Raw genomic sequence first — 21711 nt, forward strand, 5'->3', positions numbered from 1 at the left:
GGGCCAGGCCATGAGCTTTCTGTTGACCGCCACCTGCGCCGTCCCGGCGGCCGGTGCGGTGCTGACGGCCGCGCTGCCCGCCGGGTCCTCCGAGAGCCGGCGCAGGACCACCAAGGCCGTCGCGCTGGGCGCCTCGGCCGTCACCCTGGTGCTGGCCGCCGCGGTGGCGGCCCGGTTCGACCCGCACGGCGCCCGCTTCCAGCTGAACGAGTCGTACAGCTGGATCCGCTCCTTCGGCATCACCTTCTCGCTCGGCGTGGACGGCATCGGCGCGGTGCTCGCCCTGCTCACCGCCGTGCTCGTGCCGCTGGTGATCCTCGCCTCCTGGCACGACGCCGACCCGGCGCCGGCCGGGCCGGACGGCACCTTCGAGAACAAGCGCCGCACCCAGGCCTTCTTCGCCCTGATCCTGGCGGTGGAGGCGATGGTGGTCGTCTCCTTCTACGCCACCGACGTCTTCGTGTTCTACGTGTTCTTCGAAGCCATGCTGATCCCGATGTACTTCCTGATCGGCGGCTTCGGCGACCGGGCGGGCGGCCCCGAGTCGGCGCGTCAGCGCTCCTACGCGGCCGTGAAGTTCCTGCTCTACAACCTGCTCGGCGGCCTGGTGATGCTGGCCGCCGTGATCGGCCTGTACGTGACGGCGCAGGACCAGGGCTTCGGCACCTTCGACCTGCCGACGCTGACCTCGGCGATCGCCGACGGCCGGCTCCAGCTGACCGGCACCGCCGAGAAGGCGCTGTTCCTGGGCTTCTTCTTCGCCTTCGCGGTGAAGGCCCCGCTCTGGCCGCTGCACACCTGGCTGCCGAACGCGATGGGCGAGTCCACCGCCGGCACCGCGGTGCTGATCACCGCGGTGGTGGACAAGGTCGGCACCTTCGCGATGCTGCGCTTCTGCCTCGGGCTGTTCCCGAACGCCTCGAAGACCTTCGCCCCGGCGATCCTGGTCCTGGCGCTGATCGGGATCGTCTACGGCGCGCTGCTGGCGATCGGCCAGAAGGACATCAAGCGGCTGGTGGCGTACGCCTCGATCTCGCACTTCGGCTTCATCATCATGGGCGTCTTCGCCCTGACCAGCCAGGGCCAGAGCGGCGCGACCCTCTACATGGTGAACCACGGCCTGTCCACGGCGGCGTGGATGCTGGTGGCCGGCTTCCTGATCTCCCGTCGCGGCTCGCGGCTGATCGCCGACTACGGCGGCGTGCAGAAGGTCGCCCCGGTGCTGGCCGGGACGTTCCTGATCGGCAGTCTGGCCACCCTGTCGCTGCCCGGGCTGGCCCCGTTCGTCAGCGAGTTCCTGGTCCTGGTGGGCACCTTCACCCGCTACCCGGCGATCGGGATCGTGGCCACCTTCGGCATCGTGCTGGCCGCGCTGTACGCCCTGCTGCTGTACCAGCGCACCATGACCGGCCCGGTGAAGGACGGGGTGCGCACGATGCCCGACCTCAAGGCCCGCGAACTCGCAGTGGTAGGCCCGTTGGTGGCGCTGACCATCCTGCTCGGCGTCTACCCGAAGCCGCTCACCGACCTGGTCAACCCCTCGGTGAACGCGACGCTCTCGCAGGTCCACCAGACCGACCCGGCGCCGGCCCACCCGGTCGCCGCCACCTCAGGAGGTGAGCAGAAGTGAGTGCCACCGCAGTGCTCGCCGCCGCCGGCGGCAACACCCCCAGCATCCCGGCGCCGCACATCGAGTACGGCCAGCTCTCCCCGATGCTCGTGGTGTTCGCGGCCGCCGTGGCCGGCGTCCTGGTGGAGGCCTTCGTGCCCCGCCGGTACCGGCACTGGACCCAGGTGACGCTCGCCCTGGCCGGGCTGGTCGGCGCCTTCGTCGCCGTGGTGGTGCTGGCCGTGCAGAGCCACGGCTTCACCCGGATCGACCTGCTGGCCATGGAGTCCGTCGCGATGGACGGCCCGGCGCTGTTCCTCCAGGGCGTGATCCTGCTGGCCTCCGTGGTCGCGGTGCTCACCTACGCCGAGCGGAGGCTGGAGCCCAAGGCCGGCGGCCTGCCCGCCGACGCCTTCGCCGCCCAGGCCGCCGCCACCCCCGGCGGCGAGCAGGAGCGGGCCGCGATCCGGGCCGGCTTCGCCACCAGCGAGGTCTTCCCGCTCACCATGTTCGCGGTCGGCGGCATGCTGCTGTTCCCCGCCGCCAACGACCTGCTGACCATGTTCGTGGCGCTGGAGGTCTTCTCGCTGCCGCTGTACCTGCTGTGCGCGCTGGCCCGGCGCCGCCGGCTGCTGTCCCAGGAGGCGGCGGTCAAGTACTTCCTGCTCGGCGCCTTCGCCTCGGCGTTCTTCCTGTTCGGCACCGCGCTGCTGTACGGCTACGCGGGCAGCGTGAAGCTCGGCGACATCGGGGACGTCATCTCCGGCAAGGCGATGACCACCCCCGCGCAGCTGAGCACCACCCAGAGCGACGCGCTGGTGCTGACCGGCCTGGCGATGCTGGCGGTCGGCCTGCTGTTCAAGGTCGCCGCGGTGCCCTTCCACTCCTGGACCCCGGACGTCTACCAGGGCGCGCCGACCCCGGTGACCGGCTTCATGGCGGCGGCCACCAAGGTCGCGGCCTTCGGGGCCTTCCTGCGGCTGTTCTACGTGGCCTTCCCGGGCCTGCGGCTGGACTGGCGGCCGGTGATGTGGGGCGTCGCGATCCTCACCATGGTGGTGGGCGCGGTGCTCGCGGTGACCCAGCAGGACGTCAAGCGCCTGCTGGCGTACTCCTCGATCGCGCACGCGGGGTTCATCCTGACCGGCGTGATCGCCGTCAACAAGCAGGGCATCTCCTCGGTGCTGTTCTACCTGCTGGCGTACTCCTTCGTGACGCTCGGCGCGTTCGCGGTGGTGACGCTGGTGCGCGACTCCAAGGGCGAGGCGACCCACCTGTCCAGCTGGGCCGGCCTCGGGCGGCGCTCGCCGCTGGTGGCGGCGGTGTTCGCGCTGTTCCTGCTGGCCTTCGCCGGGATTCCGCTGACCTCCGGGTTCACCGGGAAGTTCGCGGTGTTCCAGGCCGCGGCCAGCGGCGGGGCGACCCCGCTGGTGGTGGTCGGTGTGCTGAGCTCGGCGGTGGCCGCGTTCTTCTACATCCGGGTCATCGTGCTGATGTTCTTCTCGGACCCCCAGCCGGGGGGCCCCACGGTGGCGGTCCCGAGCGCCTTCACGGCGACCGCGATCGGGGTGGGGGTGCTGGTCACGCTGGGTCTCGGACTGCTGCCGCAGTACTTCCTCGACCTCGCCTCCAAGGCCTCGCTGTTCGTGCGCTGACCTTTACGCCCACCGCCTCCGACCAGGGCCCCGTCCGGGCCGCGCTCAGCCCGCGCGGCCCGGACGGGTCTGTGTCGGGTGCCGGGGCCGGGGGAGTTCCGGGGGCTCTCCCACCTTTATTACCAGCCGAATTCGCCCCCACCGCCGTCCGGCCCGCGCAGCCGCCCTGACCAGGGCATCAAGCCCGATCATGACAGGATCCGCACGCCCGTGCAGTGATCCACTCGCGACCGGATACCCTGCCTGTATGGCCAGCGGCGGCACTCAGGGACCAGGCCGCTAGATCGACCAGGGACAGAGGAGTGGTCTTCGTGACCGTCGTGGAACCCTTCGGGCTCAGCGTGCAGGACCGCGACCTGACCCGGGACGTCCAGGCCGGACTGGACGCTGTGGAGGCGGCGCTCGGTGAGGCCGTCAAGAGCGACGTCCCCTTCATCACCGTCACCGCCAGTCACCTCCTCGAGGCCGGCGGCAAGCGCTTCCGCCCGCTGCTCCTGCTGCTGGCCGCCCAGTTCGGCGACCCGGGGGCGCCCGGCGTGGTGCCCGCCGCCGTGGTGGTCGAACTGACCCACCTGGCCACGCTCTACCACGACGACGTCATGGACGAGGCGCCGGTGCGCCGGGGCGCCCCGAGCGCCAACTCCCGCTGGGACAACTCGGTCGCCATCCTCACCGGCGACTTCCTGTTCTCCCGCGCCTCCCAGGTGCTCTCCGACCTCGGCCCGGAGGCCGTGCGGATGCAGGCCGAGGCCTTCGAGCGGCTGGTCACCGGCCAGATCCTGGAGACCCGCGGCCCGGGCCAGGACATGGACCCGCTGCTGCACTACCTGGACGTCCTGGAGGGCAAGACCGGCTCGCTGATCGCCGTCTCCTGCCGGATAGGAGCGCTGATGGCCGGTGCCGAGCGCGAGCTGGTGGACACCCTCGGCGAGTTCGGCGAGCGGATCGGCATCGCCTTCCAGCTGGCCGACGACGTGCTCGACATCGCCAGCGACGGCCACGAGTCCGGCAAGACCCCCGGCACCGACCTGCGCGAGGGCGTGCCGACCCTGCCGACCCTGCTGCTGCAGCAGATGCCCGCCGACCCGGCCGACCCGGACGACGCCCGGCTGCGCGAACTGCTCGACCAGGACCTCTCCGACGACGACCTGCACGCCGAGGCGCTGCGCCTGCTGCGTGCCCACCCCGCGCTGGAGCGCGCCCGCGCCGAGACCCTGCGCCGGGCCGAGGAGGCCCGGGCGCTGCTCGCGCCGCTGCCGGACTGCGCCGCGAAGGCCGCCCTGGAGGGCCTCTGCGACGCGGTGGCGATCCGCACGATGTGAGGCCCCGCTCCAGGTAGGACCCCGCTCCGGGTGAGGCCTCGCACGATGGGGGACCCCGCTCCGGGCGGGACCGCCGGGAGCCGTCCGGGCCGGGCCGAGAGGTGGCCCGTCCCGGACCCTCCGCCCGCCCCGGGATGGGGGAGACTGACTTCCGTCAGCACACGCCTGCCCGGAAGGTCGTTATGCGTCGCGTCGTCATCGCCGAGGACTCCGTACTGCTCAGGGAGGGACTGACCCGGCTGCTCACCGATCGCGGCCTGGAGGTCGTCGCCGGGGTCGGTGACGGAGACGCCCTGGTGAAGACCATCCACGACCTGGCGGCCGCGGACGCCCTGCCGGACGTCGTGGTCTCCGACGTGCGGATGCCCCCGAACCACACTGACGAGGGCCTGCGCGCCTGTGTGGAACTGCGCGCCCGGTACCCGCAGCTGGGTGTGCTGGTGCTGTCGCAGTTCGTGGAGGAGCGCTACGCCTCGGAGCTGCTGGCCGGCTCGACCCGGGGCGTGGGGTACCTGCTGAAGGACCGGGTCGCCGAGGTGCGCGAGTTCGCCGACGCGGTGGTCCGGGTCGCCGAGGGCGGCACCGCGCTGGACCCGGAGGTGGTGCAGCAGCTCCTCAGCCGCAGCCGCAAGGGCGACGTTCTGGCCAATCTCACGCCGCGCGAGCGCGAGGTGCTCGGGCTGATGGCGGAGGGCCGCACCAACGCCGCGGTGGCCAAGCAGCTGGTGGTCTCCGACGGCGCGGTGGAGAAGCACGTCAGCAACATCTTCCTCAAGCTGGGACTGGCTCAGAGCGCCGAGGACCACCGCCGGGTGCTGGCCGTGCTCACCTACCTCAACTCCTGACGCCCTCCGGTTCCGTCGCCCCGGCGCCCGGGGCGCGCCCCCGGGAGCGCATCTCGGCCATGCGCCCGTGAGGTGCTCGCGCCCGCCCGTCCGAGCCGGAATGATCTCCGGCGGGCGGGCGTTGACCTTCATGTGCGGTGCAGCCGCGGGCCGGTGAAATAACTGCCGTGCTTCCGGTCGCCGTCGGGTCGGCCCGCATAGGATGCGAGAGGTGCACCAGGCGGACGGGGCACGGGGCCGCGCCCGCGGTGGTGCGCCCACGAGGAGGTCCGCGGCAGTGACCAGTCAGGTCGATCAGTCAGAGGCAGTGGACGGCCCGGACGGCGACGAGGCCCGCGCCGGGAGCGGAGACGCGCACGCGGGTGCGGACGCGTCCGCCGGACCGCCCGGCCCGGGCGGCCCTCCGGTGAAGCCGGGCAAGCCCATCCGCAGACTCGATCGGGTGATCATTCGCTTCGCCGGCGACTCCGGTGACGGCATGCAGCTGACCGGTGACCGTTTCACCTCGGAGACGGCGTCCTTCGGCAACGACCTGTCCACGCTGCCGAACTTCCCGGCCGAGATCCGGGCGCCCGCCGGCACCCTGCCGGGCGTCTCGTCCTTCCAACTGCACTTCGCGGACCACGACATCCTGACCCCGGGCGACGCCCCGAACGTGCTGGTCGCGATGAACCCGGCCGCGCTGAAGGCGAACGTGCCGGACCTGCCGCGCGGTGCCGAGATCATCGTCAACACCGACGAGTTCACCAAGCGGGCGCTGGCCAAGGTCGGTTACCCGGCGGACCCGCTGGGCGACGGCTCGCTGGACGGCTTCCACCTGCACAAGGTGCCGCTGACCACGCTGACCCTGGAGGCGCTCAAGGACAGCGGCCTGGCCCGCAAGGACGCCGAGCGGGCGAAGAACATGTTCGCCCTGGGCCTGCTGTCCTGGATGTACCACCGGCCCACGCACGGGACGGAGTCGTTCCTGCGCACCAAGTTCGCCAAGAAGCCGCAGATCGCCGAGGCGAACATCACCGCTTTCCGGGCGGGCTGGAACTTCGGCGAGACCACCGAGTCCTTCGCCGTCTCCTACGAGGTGCCGCCGGCCAGGCTCCCGGCCGGGCGCTACCGCAACATCTCCGGCAACCTGGCGCTGTCCTACGGGCTGATCGCCGCCTCGCGGCGCTCCGGCCTCCCGCTGTACCTGGGCTCGTACCCGATCACCCCGGCCTCGGACATCCTGCACGAGCTGAGCCGGCACAAGGACTTCGGGGTGCGCACCTTCCAGGCGGAGGACGAGATCGCCGGTGTCGGCGCGGCGCTCGGCGCCGCCTTCGGCGGGGCGCTCGGGGTGACCACCACCTCCGGGCCTGGTGTCGCGCTGAAGTCCGAGACGATCGGCCTGGCCGTCTCGCTCGAACTGCCGCTGCTGGTCGTGGACATCCAGCGCGGCGGCCCGTCCACCGGCCTGCCGACCAAGACCGAGCAGGCGGACCTGCTGCAGGCGATGTTCGGGCGCAACGGCGAGGCGCCGGTGCCGATCGTCGCCCCGGCCACGCCCGCGGAGTGCTTCGACGCGGCGCTGGAGGCGGCCCGGATCGCGGTCACCTACCGCACCCCGGTGTTCCTGCTCTCGGACGGCTACCTGGCCAACGGCTCGGAGCCCTGGCGGATCCCCGAGGTCGACGAACTGCCGGAGATCGACCCGGAGTTCGCCACCGGCCCGAACCGCGAGGACGGCGCCTTCTGGCCGTACCTGCGCGATCCGCGGACCCTGGCCAGGCCCTGGGCGCTGCCCGGTACGCCCGGCCTGGAGCACCGGATCGGCGGCATCGAGAAGCAGGACGGCACCGGCAACATCTCCTACGACCCGGCCAACCACGACTTCATGGTCCGCACCCGGCAGGCCAAGGTCGACGGCATCACGGTGAAGCCGGTCGAGGTGGACGACCCGAGCGGCGACGCCCGGGTGCTGGTGCTCGGCTGGGGCTCGACGTACGGGCCGATCACCGCCGCGGTGCGCCGGGTGCGCGCGGACGGCGGCGAGGTCGCCCAGGCGCACCTGCGCAACCTCAACCCGTTCCCGGCCAACCTGGGCTCGGTGCTGCGGAGTTACGAGAAGATCATCGTTCCCGAGATGAACCTGGGGCAGCTGGCCCTGCTGCTGCGGGCGAAGTACCTGGTGGACGCCGAGTCCTACAACCAGGTGCGCGGACTGCCCTTCAAGGCGGCCCAGTTGGCGGACGTGCTGTGGGCCGCGATCGGCACCCTGGACGAGGAGGACAACCGATGAGCGAGAGCGGCTTCCCGTCCCTGCGACTGGTGCCCAAGGCCGAAGGCCCGCAGAGCGCCCGGGACTTCAAGACCGACCAGGAGGTGCGCTGGTGCCCGGGCTGCGGGGACTACGCGATCCTGGCGGCGGTGCAGTCCTTCATGCCGGAGCTGGGCATCAGGCGCGAGAACACGGTGTTCGTCTCCGGCATCGGCTGTTCCTCGCGCTTCCCGTACTACATGAACACCTACGGGGTGCACTCGATCCACGGCCGGGCGCCGGCGATCGCGACCGGGCTGGCCACCTCGCGCCAGGACCTGAGCGTCTGGGTGGTGACGGGTGACGGCGACGCGCTGTCGATCGGCGGCAACCACCTGATCCACGCCCTGCGGCGGAACGTCAATTTGAAGATCCTGTTGTTCAACAACCGTATCTACGGCCTCACCAAGGGCCAGTACTCGCCCACCAGTGAGCTCGGCAAGATCACCAAGTCCACCCCGATGGGCTCGCTGGACGCGCCGTTCAACCCGCTGTCGCTGGCGATCGGCGCCGAGGCCACCTTCGTCGCGCGCACCATCGACTCGGACCGCCAGCACCTCCAGTCGGTGCTGCGGGCGGCCGCCGAGCACCAGGGCACGGCGCTGGTGGAGATCTACCAGAACTGCAACATCTTCAACGACGGCGCCTTCGAGGTGCTGAAGGACCCGGGCAGCCGGGACGAGGCGCTGATCCGGCTGGAGCACGGGAAGGCCGCCCGCTTCGGCGCGGACCTGGCGAACGGCGTCTTCCGGGGCCCGGACGGCGAGCTGTTCACCGCCCCGGTCACGGCGGACAACGAGGCGGACGTCCTGGTCCACGACGCGCACGCGGCCAGCCCCGCCACCGCCTTCGCGCTCTCCCGGATCGCCGACGCGGACACCCTGCACCACACGCCGATCGGCGTGCTGCGCAGCGTCGAACGGCCGGTCTACGACGAGCTGATGGCGAGCCAGCTGGCCACCGCCACCGACGGGCGCGGCCCGGGCGACCTGGCCACGCTGCTCGCCGGCAACGACACCTGGACGGTGGACTGACCGTCCGACCGTCCCGTCGGAGCGAGCGACGCCCCCTGTCCCGACCGGGACAGGGGGCGTCGTCGTCGCCCGCTCCTACTGCTCCTGCCGCTCGGCCCACTCGACCAGTTCGACGACCACCCCGTTCGGGTCTACGACCTGGAAGAGCTTCTCGCCCCACGGCTCCTCGCGCAGCGGCAGGGTGATCACGACCCCCTCCTCGCGCAGCCGCCGCTCCTCGGCGGCGATGTCCTCGACGACGAACGCCAGGATCACGCCGTCCGCGATCCGGTGGCGCTGGTCCTCGGGGAGGACTTCGAGGCCGCGCCGCAGGTAGACGACATTGACCCCGCCGCCCGGGTGCGCGAGCGAGACGAAGCCGTCGGCCGACATCTGCTCGGTGTAGCCGAAGTGCCGCTGGAGGAAGGCGGCGGAGGTGGTGACGTCCTCGACGGTCAGGGAGACGGCGGTCGTGGTGATCTGCAAGGCGGAGAACCCTCTCGTCGGCATCGCACGGTTATCCCGTACGCAGTACACTATACATAGTACGGAGAATTACGCCAGGGGTCTCCGCGGAATCCGGGACGGGGCCGGAAACGACGGAGGGAGGCTCCCCGGGCGGGGGAGCCTCCCTCAGGAGGTCGGCGAGGCCGGTGCGGCGCGCGTCAGTAGACGCAGGGGATGCCGCCGTCGGACTGGGCGTCGACGGCCGGGCCCTGCATCGGCAGGTTGGCGGCCGGGTCGGTCGGGGCGCCGCCGGCGGGGGCGGCGGGCTTGTCGGCGGCGACGCCGGTGAAGCCGGTGCCGAGGGTGACGACGACGTGGTCGGCGGCGGTGGCGGCGGACGCGGTGGCGGTCACGCCGTAGCGGGCCGCGACCTGCTCGGCGGCCTCCTTGGCGCCCTTGCCGTAGGTGACGGTGGTGGTCTTCGGCCGGGTGGCGGCCGAGCCGGTGCGGCCCTCCTTGAAGCCCAGGCCGGCCAGTGCCTTGGCCTCGTCGGCGGAGGTGACCCCGGCCGCGGAGGAGGCGTTGAAGACGTCCACGGTGACCGGCCCGGCGGCGGCCGGGGGCGTGGTGGCGGCCGGCGGGACGGCGGGGGCCTGGGTGGCGGGCGCGCCGGAGGCGGCGGCCGGGTCGGCCGGGGCGGGGGCGGCGTCGGCGTAGCCGAAGAGCTGCTTGACCACCTTCTGGACCTTCGCCGGGGTCACCAGGTTGACGTCCTGGCCGTTCTTGGTGCCGAACCCGTCGAAGGTCAGGGTGTTGAACTCGACGTTGCCGCCGGTGAGGTTGGGGGCCTGCTGGGCGAAGTCGAGCACGTTCCACTCGTTGTCGATCACCAGGTCCTTCTGCATCACCCCCATCAGCTCCTGCATCTTGCCGAGGTCGCCGATGACGCCCTTCTGCTTGAGGTTGTGCACCACCGAGGAGATGAAGGCCTGCTGGCGGTGGGTGCGGGCGAAGTCGCCGGTGTTGCCGTCCGGGCCGTCGAGGTTGTGGCGCTGGCGGACGAAGGAGAGCGCCTGGGAGGCGTTGAGCTTGTTGACGCCCTTGTGGAAGTCGGCCCCGGAGCCCTGGCCCTCGATGGCCGGGTCCTTGGTGTCGTGGGTGAGGCAGACCTCGATCGGCTGGAGGGCCTTGGCGATGTCGTAGAAGCCCATCAGGTTGACCTCGGCGATGTGGTCGATGGGCTGGTCGAGGAACTTCTGCACGGTGCGGATGGTGGCCGCGCGGCCGATGTCCCGGCCGGCCTTCTCCAGGTCGGCGCCCTTGAGGCCCTTGGCGCGCAGACCGGCGTCGGCCTTGTCCTTGGCCGCGCCGTAGGCCTCCTTGATCTTGGCCATGCCCATCTGGGAGCCGTTGGCGTCGTAGGTCATCACGTAGTCGTCGCGGGGTATCGAGACGGCCTGCACCTTGCCGCCGTTCGCCGGGATGTGCAGCAGGATCAGCGAGTTGGTGTTGTAGCCGCCGATGTCGGAGCTGTGGCCGGCGTGCAGCTCGTCCTGGACGAACTCGGGCGGGAGGTCCGTGCCGTCCATGTTCTTGCGGCTGTCCAGGCCGATCAGCAGCAGGTTGACCGAGTTGTCGAGGTGCTTGGGGGCGTCCTTCTTGGTCTCGGCGATGACGCCGGAGGTGGTCATCCCGTCGGTGAGCTGCTTGTACTCGTACCAGACCACCCCGCTGGCGGCGAACACCGCCAGGCCGACGGTGCAGGCCACCACCCGGCCCGCGACCAGGGCGGGTGAGGGGCGGCGGGGGCGGCGGGCCTCGGCGCCGCCGTCGGTCCCGGGGTTGTCAGCCATGCTGCCTCCTCCTCGCCCGGACCAGCCGGACCGCGATCACGATGACGGCCGCGGCCGCGGCCTCGGCCATCACGGGAAAGCCGTGCACCACCCACTTCGCGGCGCCGGTGGCCAGGCCCTTGCCCTGGTACCGGTCGCGGTGGGCGGTGAACTCGACGACGGCCGTCACGCCCAGGACCACCAGCGGCGAGGTGGCGAGCACCCACCACCAGCCGTTGCGGCTGCTCAGTGCCGCCGCCAGGCCGGTGCCGAGCACCGCGGCCACGGCGAAGACCAGGCCCATGCCGGGGCCGGAGAGCTCGTCGACCGCGGCGCCGGCCAGCGGTAGTCCGAGGGCGAGGGCCGCCGGCAGCGCGGGGCCGCCGGGCAGCGGGCGTATGTGCCCGGCCGGTTTGTCCGCCGCCCGTCGGCGCGTCCGCTGGTCGGCCGACCGTCCTCGCTGCCCCGCCACGCCCTCACCCCGGTGTTCCCGTGTTCCGCGCGCCATGGTGGCGCCTGCGCCGCGTGCCGTCCGTCGGTTTCGTCGGTCCGGAACTCTGTTCGTGGCGCTGCCAGTTCCGGACGCCGGTTGCCGGTCGGCCGGTTCCCGTGCGGGGGTCCGGCCACCCGTGATCGGGGGAGGCGCTTCCCAATGTCTTCTACACGGGTGTAGAAGTCGTACGCAGCATAGAGCACGTCCGTTCGGCGGGACGTCCGGGTCTTCCGTGGCCTGGATAAACTACACCGGGCAGTTTCTGAGAGGGTCGGCCGGTGCGCCGACGGAAGAGGAGAGGGCCGTGGCGACGACGGGCGGAGCGGGACGGCCGGAGAAGCGCGAGGCGATCACCCGGGCCGCGACGGTGGTGTTCGGCCGCGAGGGGTACGTCCGGGCCAGCATGGACGCGATCGCGGCCGAGGCCGGGGTGTCCAAGCGGACGGTCTACAACCACTTCGGCGACAAGGAGACCCTCTTCCTGTCGGTGGCCCTGCGGACCTCGGCGGAACTGACCGAACGCATCGACGGGTTGATGGCGACGTACCTCGGCCGGGTGGTGGACCTGCGCCGGGACCTGATCGACTTCGCCGTCGAGCGGGCCCGCGCCGTGCTGTCGGCCGGGGAGCACGGGGCGCTCGGCCGGGCGATCCGGGCCGAGGTGGCCAACATCCCGGCGGACGTCCTGGAGGCCTGGCTGGAGGCCGGCCCGGTCGCCTCCCAGCGCGCGCTCGCGCAGCACGTCGAGGCGCTCGCCGGGCGCGGGCTGCTCGCGGTCGAGGACGCCGCCCTGGCCGCCGAGCAGTTCACCCTGCTGACCTTCCACGGCGTCGCCGAGCGCTCCTTTTGGGGCGCGCTCCCGGTGGCGGACGAGGAGGTCGAGCGGATCGCGACGGCCGGCGTGGACGCCTTCCTGCGGATCCACGGCGCGCCGGAGGCGGCGGAGGCGTCCTCGGCGGCACGGGGCTGAGCCCGCCCGGGCGGGAGCGGCCGGCCGCCGCCCCCGCCCGGACCACCCGTGGATCACTTCCAGTTGAGGCCCTTGCCGAGGGTGTACGGCTCGCCCCAGTACTCGGCGCCCGCGACCTTGGAGGCCTCCGGGGACATCGCCACCGCGCAGGAGGTGGCGGACTGGCCGTTGGTGAAGCCCTTGGGCAGCGACTCGCTCTTGCACTTGGCGAAGGAGCCGATGACCATCAGCTCCTGCGCCTCGCTGCCGTCCGCCAGCAGGCCCTTCATGTGGCTGACGCTGGTGTAGGACAGGTCGGTGCCGCCGGCGTTGGTGACCTTGTAGTGGATGTAGTACGGCACCAGGCCCTTGGCCTTGTCGCCCAGGTTGAGCGGGGCGAGGTCGGCCGGGTCGCCCTTCTCGATCGAGGTGACCGCGAGCGCGATGGTGCCCTTGGTGCTGCCCGAGCTGAACGGGACGGTGGCGGCGTCGCCGAGCTTCAGCGTGGTCCCGGCCGCCGGGGCGCTGCCGGCCGGCGCAGGTGCGGTGGCCGAACCGGACCCGGCGCCGCCCGCCGGGACGGAGGCCGAACCGGAGGCGGCCGGGGTGGTGGCCGCGGTGCTCGGCGAGGCGGCCTGGGTGGCGGGCGCACCGGTCGCCGGCGGGGTCTTGGCGGTGTCGGACGACGAGGCGTCGTCGTTGCAGGCGGTCAGGGTGAGCGCGCCGACCGCGGCCAGTGAGGCCAGGGCCAGGGCGCGACGACTGCTGCGGATGGGCTTCACGTGATGTCCCCCGTGGTAGCGGACCCCCGGTGCCGGTGGTCCTCCTGAGGGACGTTCATAGCGCAGCGCGAACGAGCGGGGCCATGGCTTCGACGCGTCCTTGACACGGTCGTGACGAGTCCCTCGCGCCACCGTGACAAGGGATGCCGAGTCGTGATCAGCCGCCCGGACGGGGGCCGGCGAGGGGCCGACCGGCGTCGGCGCGGGGGGCCGTGGGGCACCCGGAGGAGACCGGGCCCGGTCCGCTCGGCCTGGAGAGCGGACCGGGCCCGGTGGTTCGTCAGCCGAGCAGCCAGCGCTGGGCCGGGGCGGCGGGGTCGCAGGAGGCCACCCCGGTGGCCTGGCCGCCGCCGTTGGAGGTGAGGCACTGCCCGGTGGCCGCGTTGCGGACCAGGTACCAGCCGTGGTCCTCGTCGGTCAGCCGCCACTTCTGGTTGGCGGGCATCCAGTCGCCGGCCGGCCGGTTGAGGCCGTCCAGTCCGCCGGGGGTGTCCCAGAGGTGGACGGCGCCCGAACCGGTGTCGAGGTCGATCACCTTGCCCTGCCCGTGCGCGATCGCCGTGGTGCCGTCGCAGTACTTCCAGAACGACCAGGTCTGCGCGGGCGACTGGTTGGCCGGCCAGACGATGATCGGCTGACCGTTGGCCTCGACGTTGTGGAAGAGGTCGAGCGCGCCGGCGCCGGAGCCGTTGTTCACGGCCGCGAAGGCTCCCACGGACGGCGACAGGTCGCAGGCGCCGGCCTGTGCCGCCTGCGCCGCCGGCGCGCCGGCCACGACCGCCCCCGCGACGGCAGTGACGGCCCCGAGCGAGGCGAGGAGCCTGCGGGTACGGGTGGTGGTTCTCATCGGGTCTCTCCTTCTGGTGTGGTGGGCGGGCCGGCTCAGCCGCGCGGGACCGCGAGCGCGGCCCACTGCTTGGGGCCGGGGACGCCGTCGGCGTCCGCGCCCGAGTCGCCGAGCTTGTGCTGCCAGTTGCGGACGGACTCGCGGTCCGCGTCGGACCACTCGGGGCCGGGGCCCTCGGCGTAGGCGGAGCAGCCCTCGGCGACGAGGCGCTCGCCCATCCGGGTGATGACGTCGCTGTTCTGGCCGTCGTGGAAGAAGTCGGCGCCGGGGAAGGGCTCGTAGCCGTCGCCGCCGTCGCCGCCGCCGCTCGCCGGAGCGCCGCCGCCGGACGGGGCCCCGCCGTCGGGGCTGTCCTCCGCGGAGGCCTCCTGCCCGAAGTAGAGCGCCCCGGGCCGGTCCTTCCACTCCGGGTCGGCGAGGACCGCGCCCTCGGCGAAGTCCGGGATGCCGTAGCCGTAGACCCAGTCCGAGCGGCGCTCACGGGTCTTGAGGTAGACGCCGTCGCCCTCGGCGCTGCCGCCGTCGTTGGTGTTGCCCTCGACGGTGGTGATGGTGGAGCTGGTGTAGGCGATGCAGATGCCGGTGTGGCTGCCGCCGCCGGGCCCGAAGAAGACCTGGCCGCCGATCACCGGGTACTCGGTGAAGCGGTCGCGCTCCTTGAACCAGGCGACGCCCTCCGCGCAGGAGGCGGTCACCGGGAAGCGCCCGGCGTTGCCGGACTGCTCGGCGCACCAGGAGACGAAGGTGGCGCACCAGGCCTCGCCCTGGGACCACTCCAGGCCGGCGACGGCGGGGGAGAACTTCTGGATGTTGTTCCAGTGCCCGCCGCTGCGACCCTCGTGGTAGCCGACCTCGTCTCGGGCGATGCGGATCAGGTCCGCCGCGTTCGAGGACATGGGTGTGGACTCCTTGTTCTTGGAAGGGTGCCGGTCGGGGTCTCAGGCCTTGCCGAAGGTCTGCACGTAGCGGCCCCAGTTGCCGCGCTGGCGGGGCGCGTAGCCGATGCCGATGTAGTTGTAGTCGGGGTTGAGGATGTTCACCCGGTGGCCCGGGCTGTTCATCCACATCTGCATCGCCTCCGGCACGCTGTTGCTCGGGGTGACGTTCTCGGCGGAGGAGCGGGAGACGAAGCCGGCGGCCGCGATGCGGTCCCAGGGGGAGCTGCCGTCGGTGCCGTTGTGCTGGGTGAGGTCGTGCGAGGCCATGTCGTTGGCGTGGCGCTGGGCGGCCGCGCTGAGGCGGTCGTCCAGGCGCACCGGCGGGGCGCCGACCCGGCCGCGCTCGGCGTTGACGGCGTTCAGCATCTCGGAGCGGAAGTCACCGCCGCCACCGCCGGGCTGGGGCTGCGGCTGGGGCTGGGGCTGGGGCTGCTGCTGGCCGCCGCCGCTGCTGATGCCCCCGGCCGGGACGAGCTGCCAGCGCTGCGCCGGGTTGCCGTCGTCCTGCCTGGAGAGGGTGAGCGGCGAGCCGGGGGCGGCCGCGGTGAGGTAGAGCATGCCCTCGTTGGTGCGGGTGGTGCGGACGCGGACCCAGTCGTTGTCGAGGGGCTCGAAGCACCAGTGCTGGTTGGGCTGGTTGTGCTCGTTGTACAGCCAGGCCTGGCCGGTGGAGTAGTTGAAGTCCATGACCATGGCCTGGCCGCCGACGTGCTTGCCGGTGGTGAGCTGGGTCTCCAGGAGGAAGCTGCCGTTCTCCTTGGCCCAGAAGGTCCAGCCCTGGGCGGTGGTGCCGTTGGAGCCCCAGGACTGGACGGCGGTGCCGGCGGCGGTCTGGCTGGAACGGACGTCGGCGACGGTTCCGTTGGCGGACTTGATCGTCCAGGTCTGGCCGTGCTGCGGGAGCGTGGGCATGGTGGCGCCTCTCGTCTGTGGTGTCGCCCCGGGCCGCAACCGCTGCGGCCCGGGGCCTGACGGGAGAGACGTTCCTGCACGGCGGTAGACGGCCGGTCAACACGCGTGACCGGTGCCGCCGTTGATGCCGTGTCTACCGCGCCAGAAGGGCCCTGACCTGCGCCGATTCCTCGGTGAGCCCCAGCCGCTCGTACACCTCCAGGGAGTCCGTCAGACAGGCCCGGGCCTGGCTCGGGCGGCCGAGGCCGGTGAGCGCGGTGCCGAGGGTGCGCAGCAGGGCGCCCTCCAGGGCGGGGCTGGTGCGCCGGGCGAGCGGGAGGACGGCCTCGGCCGCGTCGACGGCGAGCAGCCAGCGGCCGGCCTCGGCGTGGACGCGGGCGGCGAGGTCGCCGGACGCGGCGGCGAAGACGGTGACCTGGAGGGCGGTGAACTCGTCGCGGGCGCCGACGGCGTGGTCGAGCGCCGCCTCCGGGTCGCCGCACAGCCGCAGCACCCGGGCGAGGTAGTAGCGGCCGATCGCGGCGGAGACCGGCCCCGAGTCGCGCATCAGGCGGGCGCTGCGCTCGGCGGCCTCCCGGGCCTCGTCGAGCCGGCCGGTCTGGGCGCAGCTGAAGGCGAACTCGCCGAGCGCGCTGCCCTCGGAGCGCCCGGCCCCCAGGCGGTGGAACAGCCCGGCGGCCCGGCCGGCGTGTTCGGCGGCCTCGGCGTAGCGGCCGTGCACGCGGGCGTTGCCGCCGAGGGTGAGCAGGGCCTTGGCGAGCACCCGGTCGGTGCCGGTGGTGGTGCAGACCTCGACGGCCCGGCGGATCTCCTCCACGGACTCGGCGTAGCGGTTGACGTGCCAGAGCATGCTGCCGCGCACGTACCGGGCGAGGGCGAGCGGGCCGTGGTCGCCGCGTGCCTCGGCCTCGCCGGCCAGGCGTTCGGCGAGGTCGGCGATGACGGTGGTCTGGGTGCGTTCGGCGAGCACCGCGCCCATCCGGTCGGCGAGTTCGACGGCGCGGTCGAGCGGCAGGGCCGGGTCGGCGCAGCTCAGGGCGATGACGGCGGCGTGCACCTCGGCCTGCTCGCGCATCCAGCGCACGGCCTCCGTGCCGTCGGCGACGGGCCGGCCGGGGTGGGGCACCGGCACGTCGAGCAGGCTGAGCTCGACCGGGTCGGGCTTGCGGGCGGCGACGTCGGCGTTGCGGGCGGTGGCGAGGCAGAAGTCGAGCAGCCGTCCGGTGGCCGCGGTGCGTTCGGCGGGGCCGTCCTCGGCGGCGAGCCGGCCGCGGGCGTAGGCGCGGACCAGGTCGTGGTAGCCGTACCGGCCGAAGCGGGGGGACTGCAGGAGGTTGAGGTCGACGAGGGTTTCGAGGAGTTCGTCGGTCTCGGCCTCGGTGCGGTCGAGCAGGACGGCGGCGCAGGGCAGCGGGATGTCGGGGGCGTCGGGCAGGGCGAGCAGCCGGAAGGCGCGGGCCAGTTCGACGTCGAGGCGGTGGTAGGAGAGCGCGAAGCTGGCCTCCACCGTCCGTTCGCCGTCGCTGAGTTCGGCCAGCCGGTGCTCCCGGCGCAGGCCCTCGGCGAGGGTGGCCAGGGTGAGCGCGGGGTCGGCGGCGAGCCGGGAGGCGACGATGCGGACGGCGAGCGGCAGCAGCCCGCAGGCCCGGACGACCTCCTCGGCGGCCCCGGGCTCGGCGGCGACGCGTTCGGCGCCGACGATCCGGGTGAGCAGTTCCAGCGCCTGCCCTGGCGGCAGGGTGTCCAGGCGCAGCTGGTGGGCTCCGGCGAGGCCGGTCAGCCGGTGGCGGCTGGTGACGAGGACGGCGCAGCCGGGCGAGCCGGGCAGCAGGGGTTCGACGTGGCCGGGGGTGGCCGCGTTGTCGAGGACGACCAGGACGCGCCGCCCGGCCAGGGCCGAGCGGTAGAGCGCGCTGCGCTCCCCGGTGTCCGGGGGGATCTCGCCGGGGGCGACGCCGAGGTCCCGCAGGAAGCCGGCGAGCACCGTGCCGGGGTCGGGCGGGGTGCGGTCGGCGCCGCGCAGGTCGGCGAAGAGCTGCCCGTCGGGGAAGCGGTCGCGGGTCCGGCGGGCCACGTGCACGGCGAGGGTGGTCTTGCCGACGCCGCCCATGCCGTCCAGGGCGGAGACCACGACGGCCCGTCCGCCGGCGCCGGCGAGGCGGTCGGTGAGGGCCTCGACCTCCTCGGTGCGGCCGGTGAAGTCGGGCAGGCCGGACGGCAGCTGGTCGGGCGCCCGCCAGGTGTCGGCGGCGCCGGGGGCGTCGGCGGCGGGCCCGGCCTGGGCGGCGCCGGCGGGCAGCAGGGCGGCGTCCTCGCGCAGGATCCGCAGCTGGAGCTCGGCGGGGGCGTCCTCGCCGGGCGGGAGCGAGGCGCGGGCGTCCTCGTACACGGCGAGCGCCTCGGCCTTGCGCCCGGCCTGGTAGAGGGCGCGCATCAGGACGGTGGTGAGCCGGGGGCGGCCGGGGTGCTCCAGGGCGAGGGCGGCGATCGCCGCGGTGAGGTCGGTGCGGTCGCCGAGGTCGGCGTCCAGCTCCAGTTCCGTCTCCTTGGCCGAGACCCGCTGTTCGGTGAGGCGGGTGCGGACGGCCTCGGCGTGCGGCCCGGGCAGTCCGGCCAGCGCCTCGCCGACCCAGAGCCGGTGGGCGCGGCGCAGCACCTCCCGCACCTCCCGCGGCGGGGCGCCCGCCTCGCGCAGCCGCTCGGCCTCGGCCAGCAGCGCCTCCCAGGCGGCGGCGTCCACCTCGCTGCCGGGCGCCCTGAACGCGTAGCCGTCGCCGACGCGCACCAGCGGCATCCGGTCCGGGTCGTCCCCGGCGTACGGCCGGAACGCGGTGCGCAGCCGGGAGACGGCGAGCTGGACGGCCTTGCGCGGGTCGGCCGGCGCGGCCCCGCCCCACACCCCCTCGACCAGCACCGGGACCGACACCGTGCGCCCGGCGGCGGCCAGCAGCACGGCGAGCACGGCCCGCTGCTGCGGCCGGCCCAACTCCAGTTCCAGCTCCCCGTACCAGGCCCGCAGCGGTCCCAGCAGTCCGAACCGCAGCCCGGAACCCCCCATGTCACCCATCTACCCGTCCCCGAAAGTCGTCCTGCGCCGGGATCCCGCCAGTTCCGTCCGGACGGTGGGCCCCCATACCCCGGCGGCCTATGCTCTGTCACAGATTGTGCACCGGATCGTGCACAGGTTGTGCACCGGATCGAGGGCTTCGAGGGGTGGGCCGTGGGGCTCGTTTTCAGCCTGCTGGGGCCGCTGCGGGCCCGGCACGACGGTCGTGAGCTCGACCTCGGCCGACCGCAGCAGCGGGCCGTGCTCGCGGCCCTGCTGGTCCCGCCGGGGCAGCTGGTGTCCACGGATCGGCTGGTCGAGGACCTGTGGGGGGCGGACGAAACCCGCTGGCCGAAGGATCCGGTCGGGCAGATCGGCACCCACGTCCACCGTCTGCGGCGGGCCCTGGGCGAGCCCGGGCTGCTGGTCGGGGCGGCGGGCGGCTACCGGCTGGAGGCGCCGCGCACGGCGGTGGACCTCTTCCGTTACGAGGCCGAGGTGGCGGAGGCCGTCGCGCTGCGTCACCAGGATCCGCTGCGGGCGCGCGAGTCGCTGGCGCGGGCGCTGGGCGCCTGGGAGGGGCACCGGGCGCTGGACGGGGTGCCCGGGGCGTTCGCCGAGCGGGTCCGGGAACGGCTGGCGGCCGGGCGGTTCGCGGCGGTGAAGACCCTGCTCGACCTGGACCTCTCGCTCGGCCGGCACGCCGAGGCGCTGGAGCCGCTGGCCGGGCTGGCCGCCTCGCACCCCCAGGACGAGGAGGTGCACCGGCTGCACCTGCTGGCGCTGCACCGCTGCGGCCGGACGGCGGAGGCGCTGGCGGGGTACGAGGCGCTGCGTGAGCGGCTGGACGGGGAGCTCGGTCTCGAACCCGCCCCGGCACTGGTCGAACTGGCCGGGCAGATCCGGCGCGGCGAGGCCCCGGTGCTGCTGCGGCGGCTGCCGAGGCCGAGCCAGCTGCCGCCGGACATCCCGGACCTGGTCGGGCGGGCGGCGCAGGTGCGGGAGGCGGAGCGGGTGCTGCGGGCGGCCGGGGCGCCGGTCCTGGGGCTGTCCGGTCCGGCGGGCTGCGGCGCGTCGGCGCTGGCGGTGCACGTGGCGCACACCGTCCAGGACGCCTTCCCGGACGGTCGGCTGTACGCGGGCGGCGGCGAGGCCGGTGTGGTGCTCGCCGGCTTCCTGCGGGCGCTGGGGGACCGGCCGGCGGCGGGCGCGGACGTCGAGGAGCTCGGCGCGCGCTACCGCGGGCTGCTCGCCGGGCGCCGGGTGCTGGTCCTGCTGGACGGGGTGGCCGAGCCGGGCGTGCTGCTGCCGTCGGTGCCCGGCTGCGCGGCGGTGGTGGCCGGCGCCGAACCGGGCACCCTGCCCGACGGCGCCGTACGGCTCGCGGTGGGACCGCTGGAGCCGCACGACGCCTACGAACTGCTGGCCCGGATCGCCGGCGCGGACCGGGTCCGGCGGGAGCCGGAGGCGGTGGCCGAGGTGGCCGCGCTCTGCGGCCACCTGCCGGTCCTGCTGCGCACGGCGGCGGAGCGGCTCGCCTCCCGGCCGCAGTGGTCGGTGGCCGACCTGGTGCGGTGGCTCGCCCTGCGGGCCGACGGGCCGGGGCGGGCCCAGTAACGCCGGCTCTCCCGGTGACCCCGGCCTTCTCGGTGACCGGGGCCGGTTCAGTAGAGGTCGGAGGAGAAGAGGACTGCGCCGGGGACGGGGCCGGGGTTGGAGGAGTGGGGGATGCGCGGGATGTCGTTGCCGCCCCAGTAGACGCCGGAGGTGCCGCTGGCGGTGACGGTCAGCTTGGCGTGCGGGTGGCCGTAGGTGCCGGACGACCAGCAGGCGGTGCCGTTGGCGGAGTAGACGACGAAGTTGCCGTCGACCTGCATGACGGCCTTGTAGCCGCAGCCGACGGTGCCGCTGGCCATCTTGACCTGGGTCCCGTACTGGTAGACGACGAAGTTGCCGTCGGGCTGCATGATCATCCGGGTGGAGCCGGACTCGATGTACCAGCCCTGGTAGAGCGGCTCGTCGTCCCAGATGGAGACGTGGTCGACGGCCCGCTCGATCGCGGCCTCCGCGGTACCGGTCGACGCCACGGTCCCGGCCAGGGCGAGCGCGGTGGTGGCGGTGGCCAGGGCGATCTGCCGGAGGGTCTTCGTCGTCTTCATGTACCCGTGCCTCGTGGTTCTCTCGTGCGTTCGCGCCCGCCAGGTCCTCGGGGCGCGGTGTGGCACGACCTTGGCGGAAGGCGGTAGACAAACGATGAACGCCGCCGTTTAACGGGGTCCGGGGGCCGGGCCGGCGGGCCGGGGCCCACGGCGGGACCAGGGGCATTTGGCTTGGGCCCGGAGTGGGAGTAGTGTCTCCTAGTCGCCTGACAGGGAGCACCGGACACGCAGCCGCGCGGACGGTCCCGGGGTGGCCAATCCTCTGAAACACCACTTCCCGGTTCAGGCCGGGTCGCTTCGTCGTTTTCGCGTCGCGGCCTGGTGCGCATTCGGTGTGCATGTTTATTGGGTTGCGGTCGGATTCGCTTTTCGGAGCGGGGATCGGCTAGAGTTTGAAACGTCGGACAGGGCGTCAAACCCCGGAAGACACCGGCGAGTTGGATGAACGAAGCCCCGGAAACGGAGCGGAAAACATCTGATAAGCTGGAAACACGAAAGAACGAAGCCCGGAGGGTCCGCTGGAAGGCGGTCCGAAGGAAGCGTCCGTTCCTTGAGAACTCAACAGCGTG

The 21711-nt window shown here is 73.2% G+C and carries 17 protein-coding genes; 8 read left to right on the plus strand and 9 right to left on the minus strand.

Going from position 1 to position 21711, the window contains the following annotated elements; genetic code table 11:
• Positions 1 to 10 precede the first annotated feature (10 nt).
• The 6 genes from ACWDCZ_RS07395 to ACWDCZ_RS07420 all read left to right on the plus strand — a co-directional run bounded on the left by ACWDCZ_RS07395 (position 11) and on the right by ACWDCZ_RS07420 (position 8758).
• A complete protein-coding gene (locus tag ACWDCZ_RS07395; protein ID WP_449815446.1) occupies positions 11 to 1630 on the plus strand; it encodes an NADH-quinone oxidoreductase subunit M in 1620 nt (539 codons plus the stop codon).
• A complete protein-coding gene (gene nuoN, locus ACWDCZ_RS07400; protein WP_449815447.1) occupies positions 1627 to 3264 on the plus strand; it encodes an NADH-quinone oxidoreductase subunit NuoN in 1638 nt (545 codons plus the stop codon). Before ACWDCZ_RS07395 ends, nuoN begins: the two co-directional genes overlap by 4 nt.
• A gap of 311 nt (positions 3265 to 3575) precedes the next feature.
• Positions 3576 to 4586 (plus strand): polyprenyl synthetase family protein, encoded by a 1011-nt coding sequence (locus ACWDCZ_RS07405; protein WP_049652569.1) that lies wholly within the window; start codon positions 3576 to 3578, stop codon positions 4584 to 4586.
• Between the two features lie 182 nt (positions 4587 to 4768).
• Complete coding sequence (locus tag ACWDCZ_RS07410; protein ID WP_049652547.1) at positions 4769 to 5431, plus strand: response regulator transcription factor; 663 nt, start codon at positions 4769 to 4771, stop codon at positions 5429 to 5431.
• Between the two features lie 277 nt (positions 5432 to 5708).
• Positions 5709 to 7706 carry a 2-oxoacid:acceptor oxidoreductase subunit alpha gene (locus ACWDCZ_RS07415; RefSeq protein WP_049652544.1) on the plus strand — a complete coding sequence of 666 codons (1998 nt, stop codon included), beginning with the start codon at positions 5709 to 5711 and terminating at the stop codon, positions 7704 to 7706.
• A complete protein-coding gene (locus ACWDCZ_RS07420; RefSeq protein ID WP_049652542.1) occupies positions 7703 to 8758 on the plus strand; it encodes a 2-oxoacid:ferredoxin oxidoreductase subunit beta in 1056 nt (351 codons plus the stop codon). Before ACWDCZ_RS07415 ends, ACWDCZ_RS07420 begins: the two co-directional genes overlap by 4 nt.
• Positions 8759 to 8833: 75 nt before the next feature.
• Here the strand turns inward: ACWDCZ_RS07420 and ACWDCZ_RS07425 are convergent, their stop codons facing one another.
• The 3 genes from ACWDCZ_RS07425 to ACWDCZ_RS07435 form a co-directional block, all read right to left on the minus strand.
• A complete protein-coding gene (locus ACWDCZ_RS07425) occupies positions 8834 to 9223 on the minus strand; it encodes a VOC family protein (RefSeq protein WP_049652540.1) in 390 nt (129 codons plus the stop codon).
• Between the two features lie 179 nt (positions 9224 to 9402).
• Positions 9403 to 11037, minus strand: coding sequence for an LCP family protein (locus ACWDCZ_RS07430; RefSeq protein ID WP_449815448.1), 1635 nt, complete (start codon positions 11035 to 11037; stop codon positions 9403 to 9405).
• Positions 11030 to 11488 (minus strand): DUF6542 domain-containing protein, encoded by a 459-nt coding sequence (locus tag ACWDCZ_RS07435; RefSeq protein WP_049656675.1) that lies wholly within the window; start codon positions 11486 to 11488, stop codon positions 11030 to 11032. Before ACWDCZ_RS07435 ends, ACWDCZ_RS07430 begins: the two co-directional genes overlap by 8 nt.
• 325 nt (positions 11489 to 11813) lie before the next feature.
• On the opposite strand from ACWDCZ_RS07435, the gene ACWDCZ_RS07440 reads away from it, so the two are divergent.
• Positions 11814 to 12479: a TetR/AcrR family transcriptional regulator gene (locus tag ACWDCZ_RS07440; RefSeq protein ID WP_049656674.1), complete on the plus strand. Its 666-nt coding sequence runs from the start codon at positions 11814 to 11816 to the stop codon at positions 12477 to 12479.
• Between the two features lie 53 nt (positions 12480 to 12532).
• On the opposite strand, the gene ACWDCZ_RS07445 is transcribed toward ACWDCZ_RS07440, so the two are convergent.
• The 5 genes from ACWDCZ_RS07445 to ACWDCZ_RS07465 all read right to left on the minus strand — a co-directional run bounded on the left by ACWDCZ_RS07445 (position 12533) and on the right by ACWDCZ_RS07465 (position 19004).
• Positions 12533 to 13240, minus strand: coding sequence for a hypothetical protein (locus ACWDCZ_RS07445; RefSeq protein WP_449815449.1), 708 nt, complete (start codon positions 13238 to 13240; stop codon positions 12533 to 12535).
• A gap of 280 nt (positions 13241 to 13520) precedes the next feature.
• Positions 13521 to 14087, minus strand: coding sequence for an RICIN domain-containing protein (locus ACWDCZ_RS07450; protein WP_074005532.1), 567 nt, complete (start codon positions 14085 to 14087; stop codon positions 13521 to 13523).
• Between the two features lie 35 nt (positions 14088 to 14122).
• A complete protein-coding gene (locus tag ACWDCZ_RS07455; RefSeq protein ID WP_449815450.1) occupies positions 14123 to 14983 on the minus strand; it encodes a peptidoglycan-binding protein in 861 nt (286 codons plus the stop codon).
• A 42-nt stretch (positions 14984 to 15025) separates the two neighbouring features.
• Complete coding sequence (locus tag ACWDCZ_RS07460) at positions 15026 to 15937, minus strand: CAP domain-containing protein (protein ID WP_449815451.1); 912 nt, start codon at positions 15935 to 15937, stop codon at positions 15026 to 15028.
• 133 nt (positions 15938 to 16070) lie between these two features.
• Positions 16071 to 19004 (minus strand): AfsR/SARP family transcriptional regulator, encoded by a 2934-nt coding sequence (locus tag ACWDCZ_RS07465; RefSeq protein ID WP_416874871.1) that lies wholly within the window; start codon positions 19002 to 19004, stop codon positions 16071 to 16073.
• 153 nt (positions 19005 to 19157) lie between these two features.
• Here ACWDCZ_RS07465 and ACWDCZ_RS07470 point away from each other — a divergent pair, with 153 nt between their 5' ends.
• Positions 19158 to 20600, plus strand: a complete 1443-nt coding sequence (locus ACWDCZ_RS07470; RefSeq protein ID WP_449815452.1) for a BTAD domain-containing putative transcriptional regulator — start codon at positions 19158 to 19160, stop codon at positions 20598 to 20600.
• Between the two features lie 47 nt (positions 20601 to 20647).
• On the opposite strand, the gene ACWDCZ_RS07475 is transcribed toward ACWDCZ_RS07470, so the two are convergent.
• Positions 20648 to 21142 carry a hypothetical protein gene (locus ACWDCZ_RS07475; protein ID WP_449815453.1) on the minus strand — a complete coding sequence of 165 codons (495 nt, stop codon included), beginning with the start codon at positions 21140 to 21142 and terminating at the stop codon, positions 20648 to 20650.
• Between the last annotated feature and the right edge of the window lie 569 nt (positions 21143 to 21711).

Source organism: Kitasatospora sp. NPDC001225 (assembly GCF_053597855.1).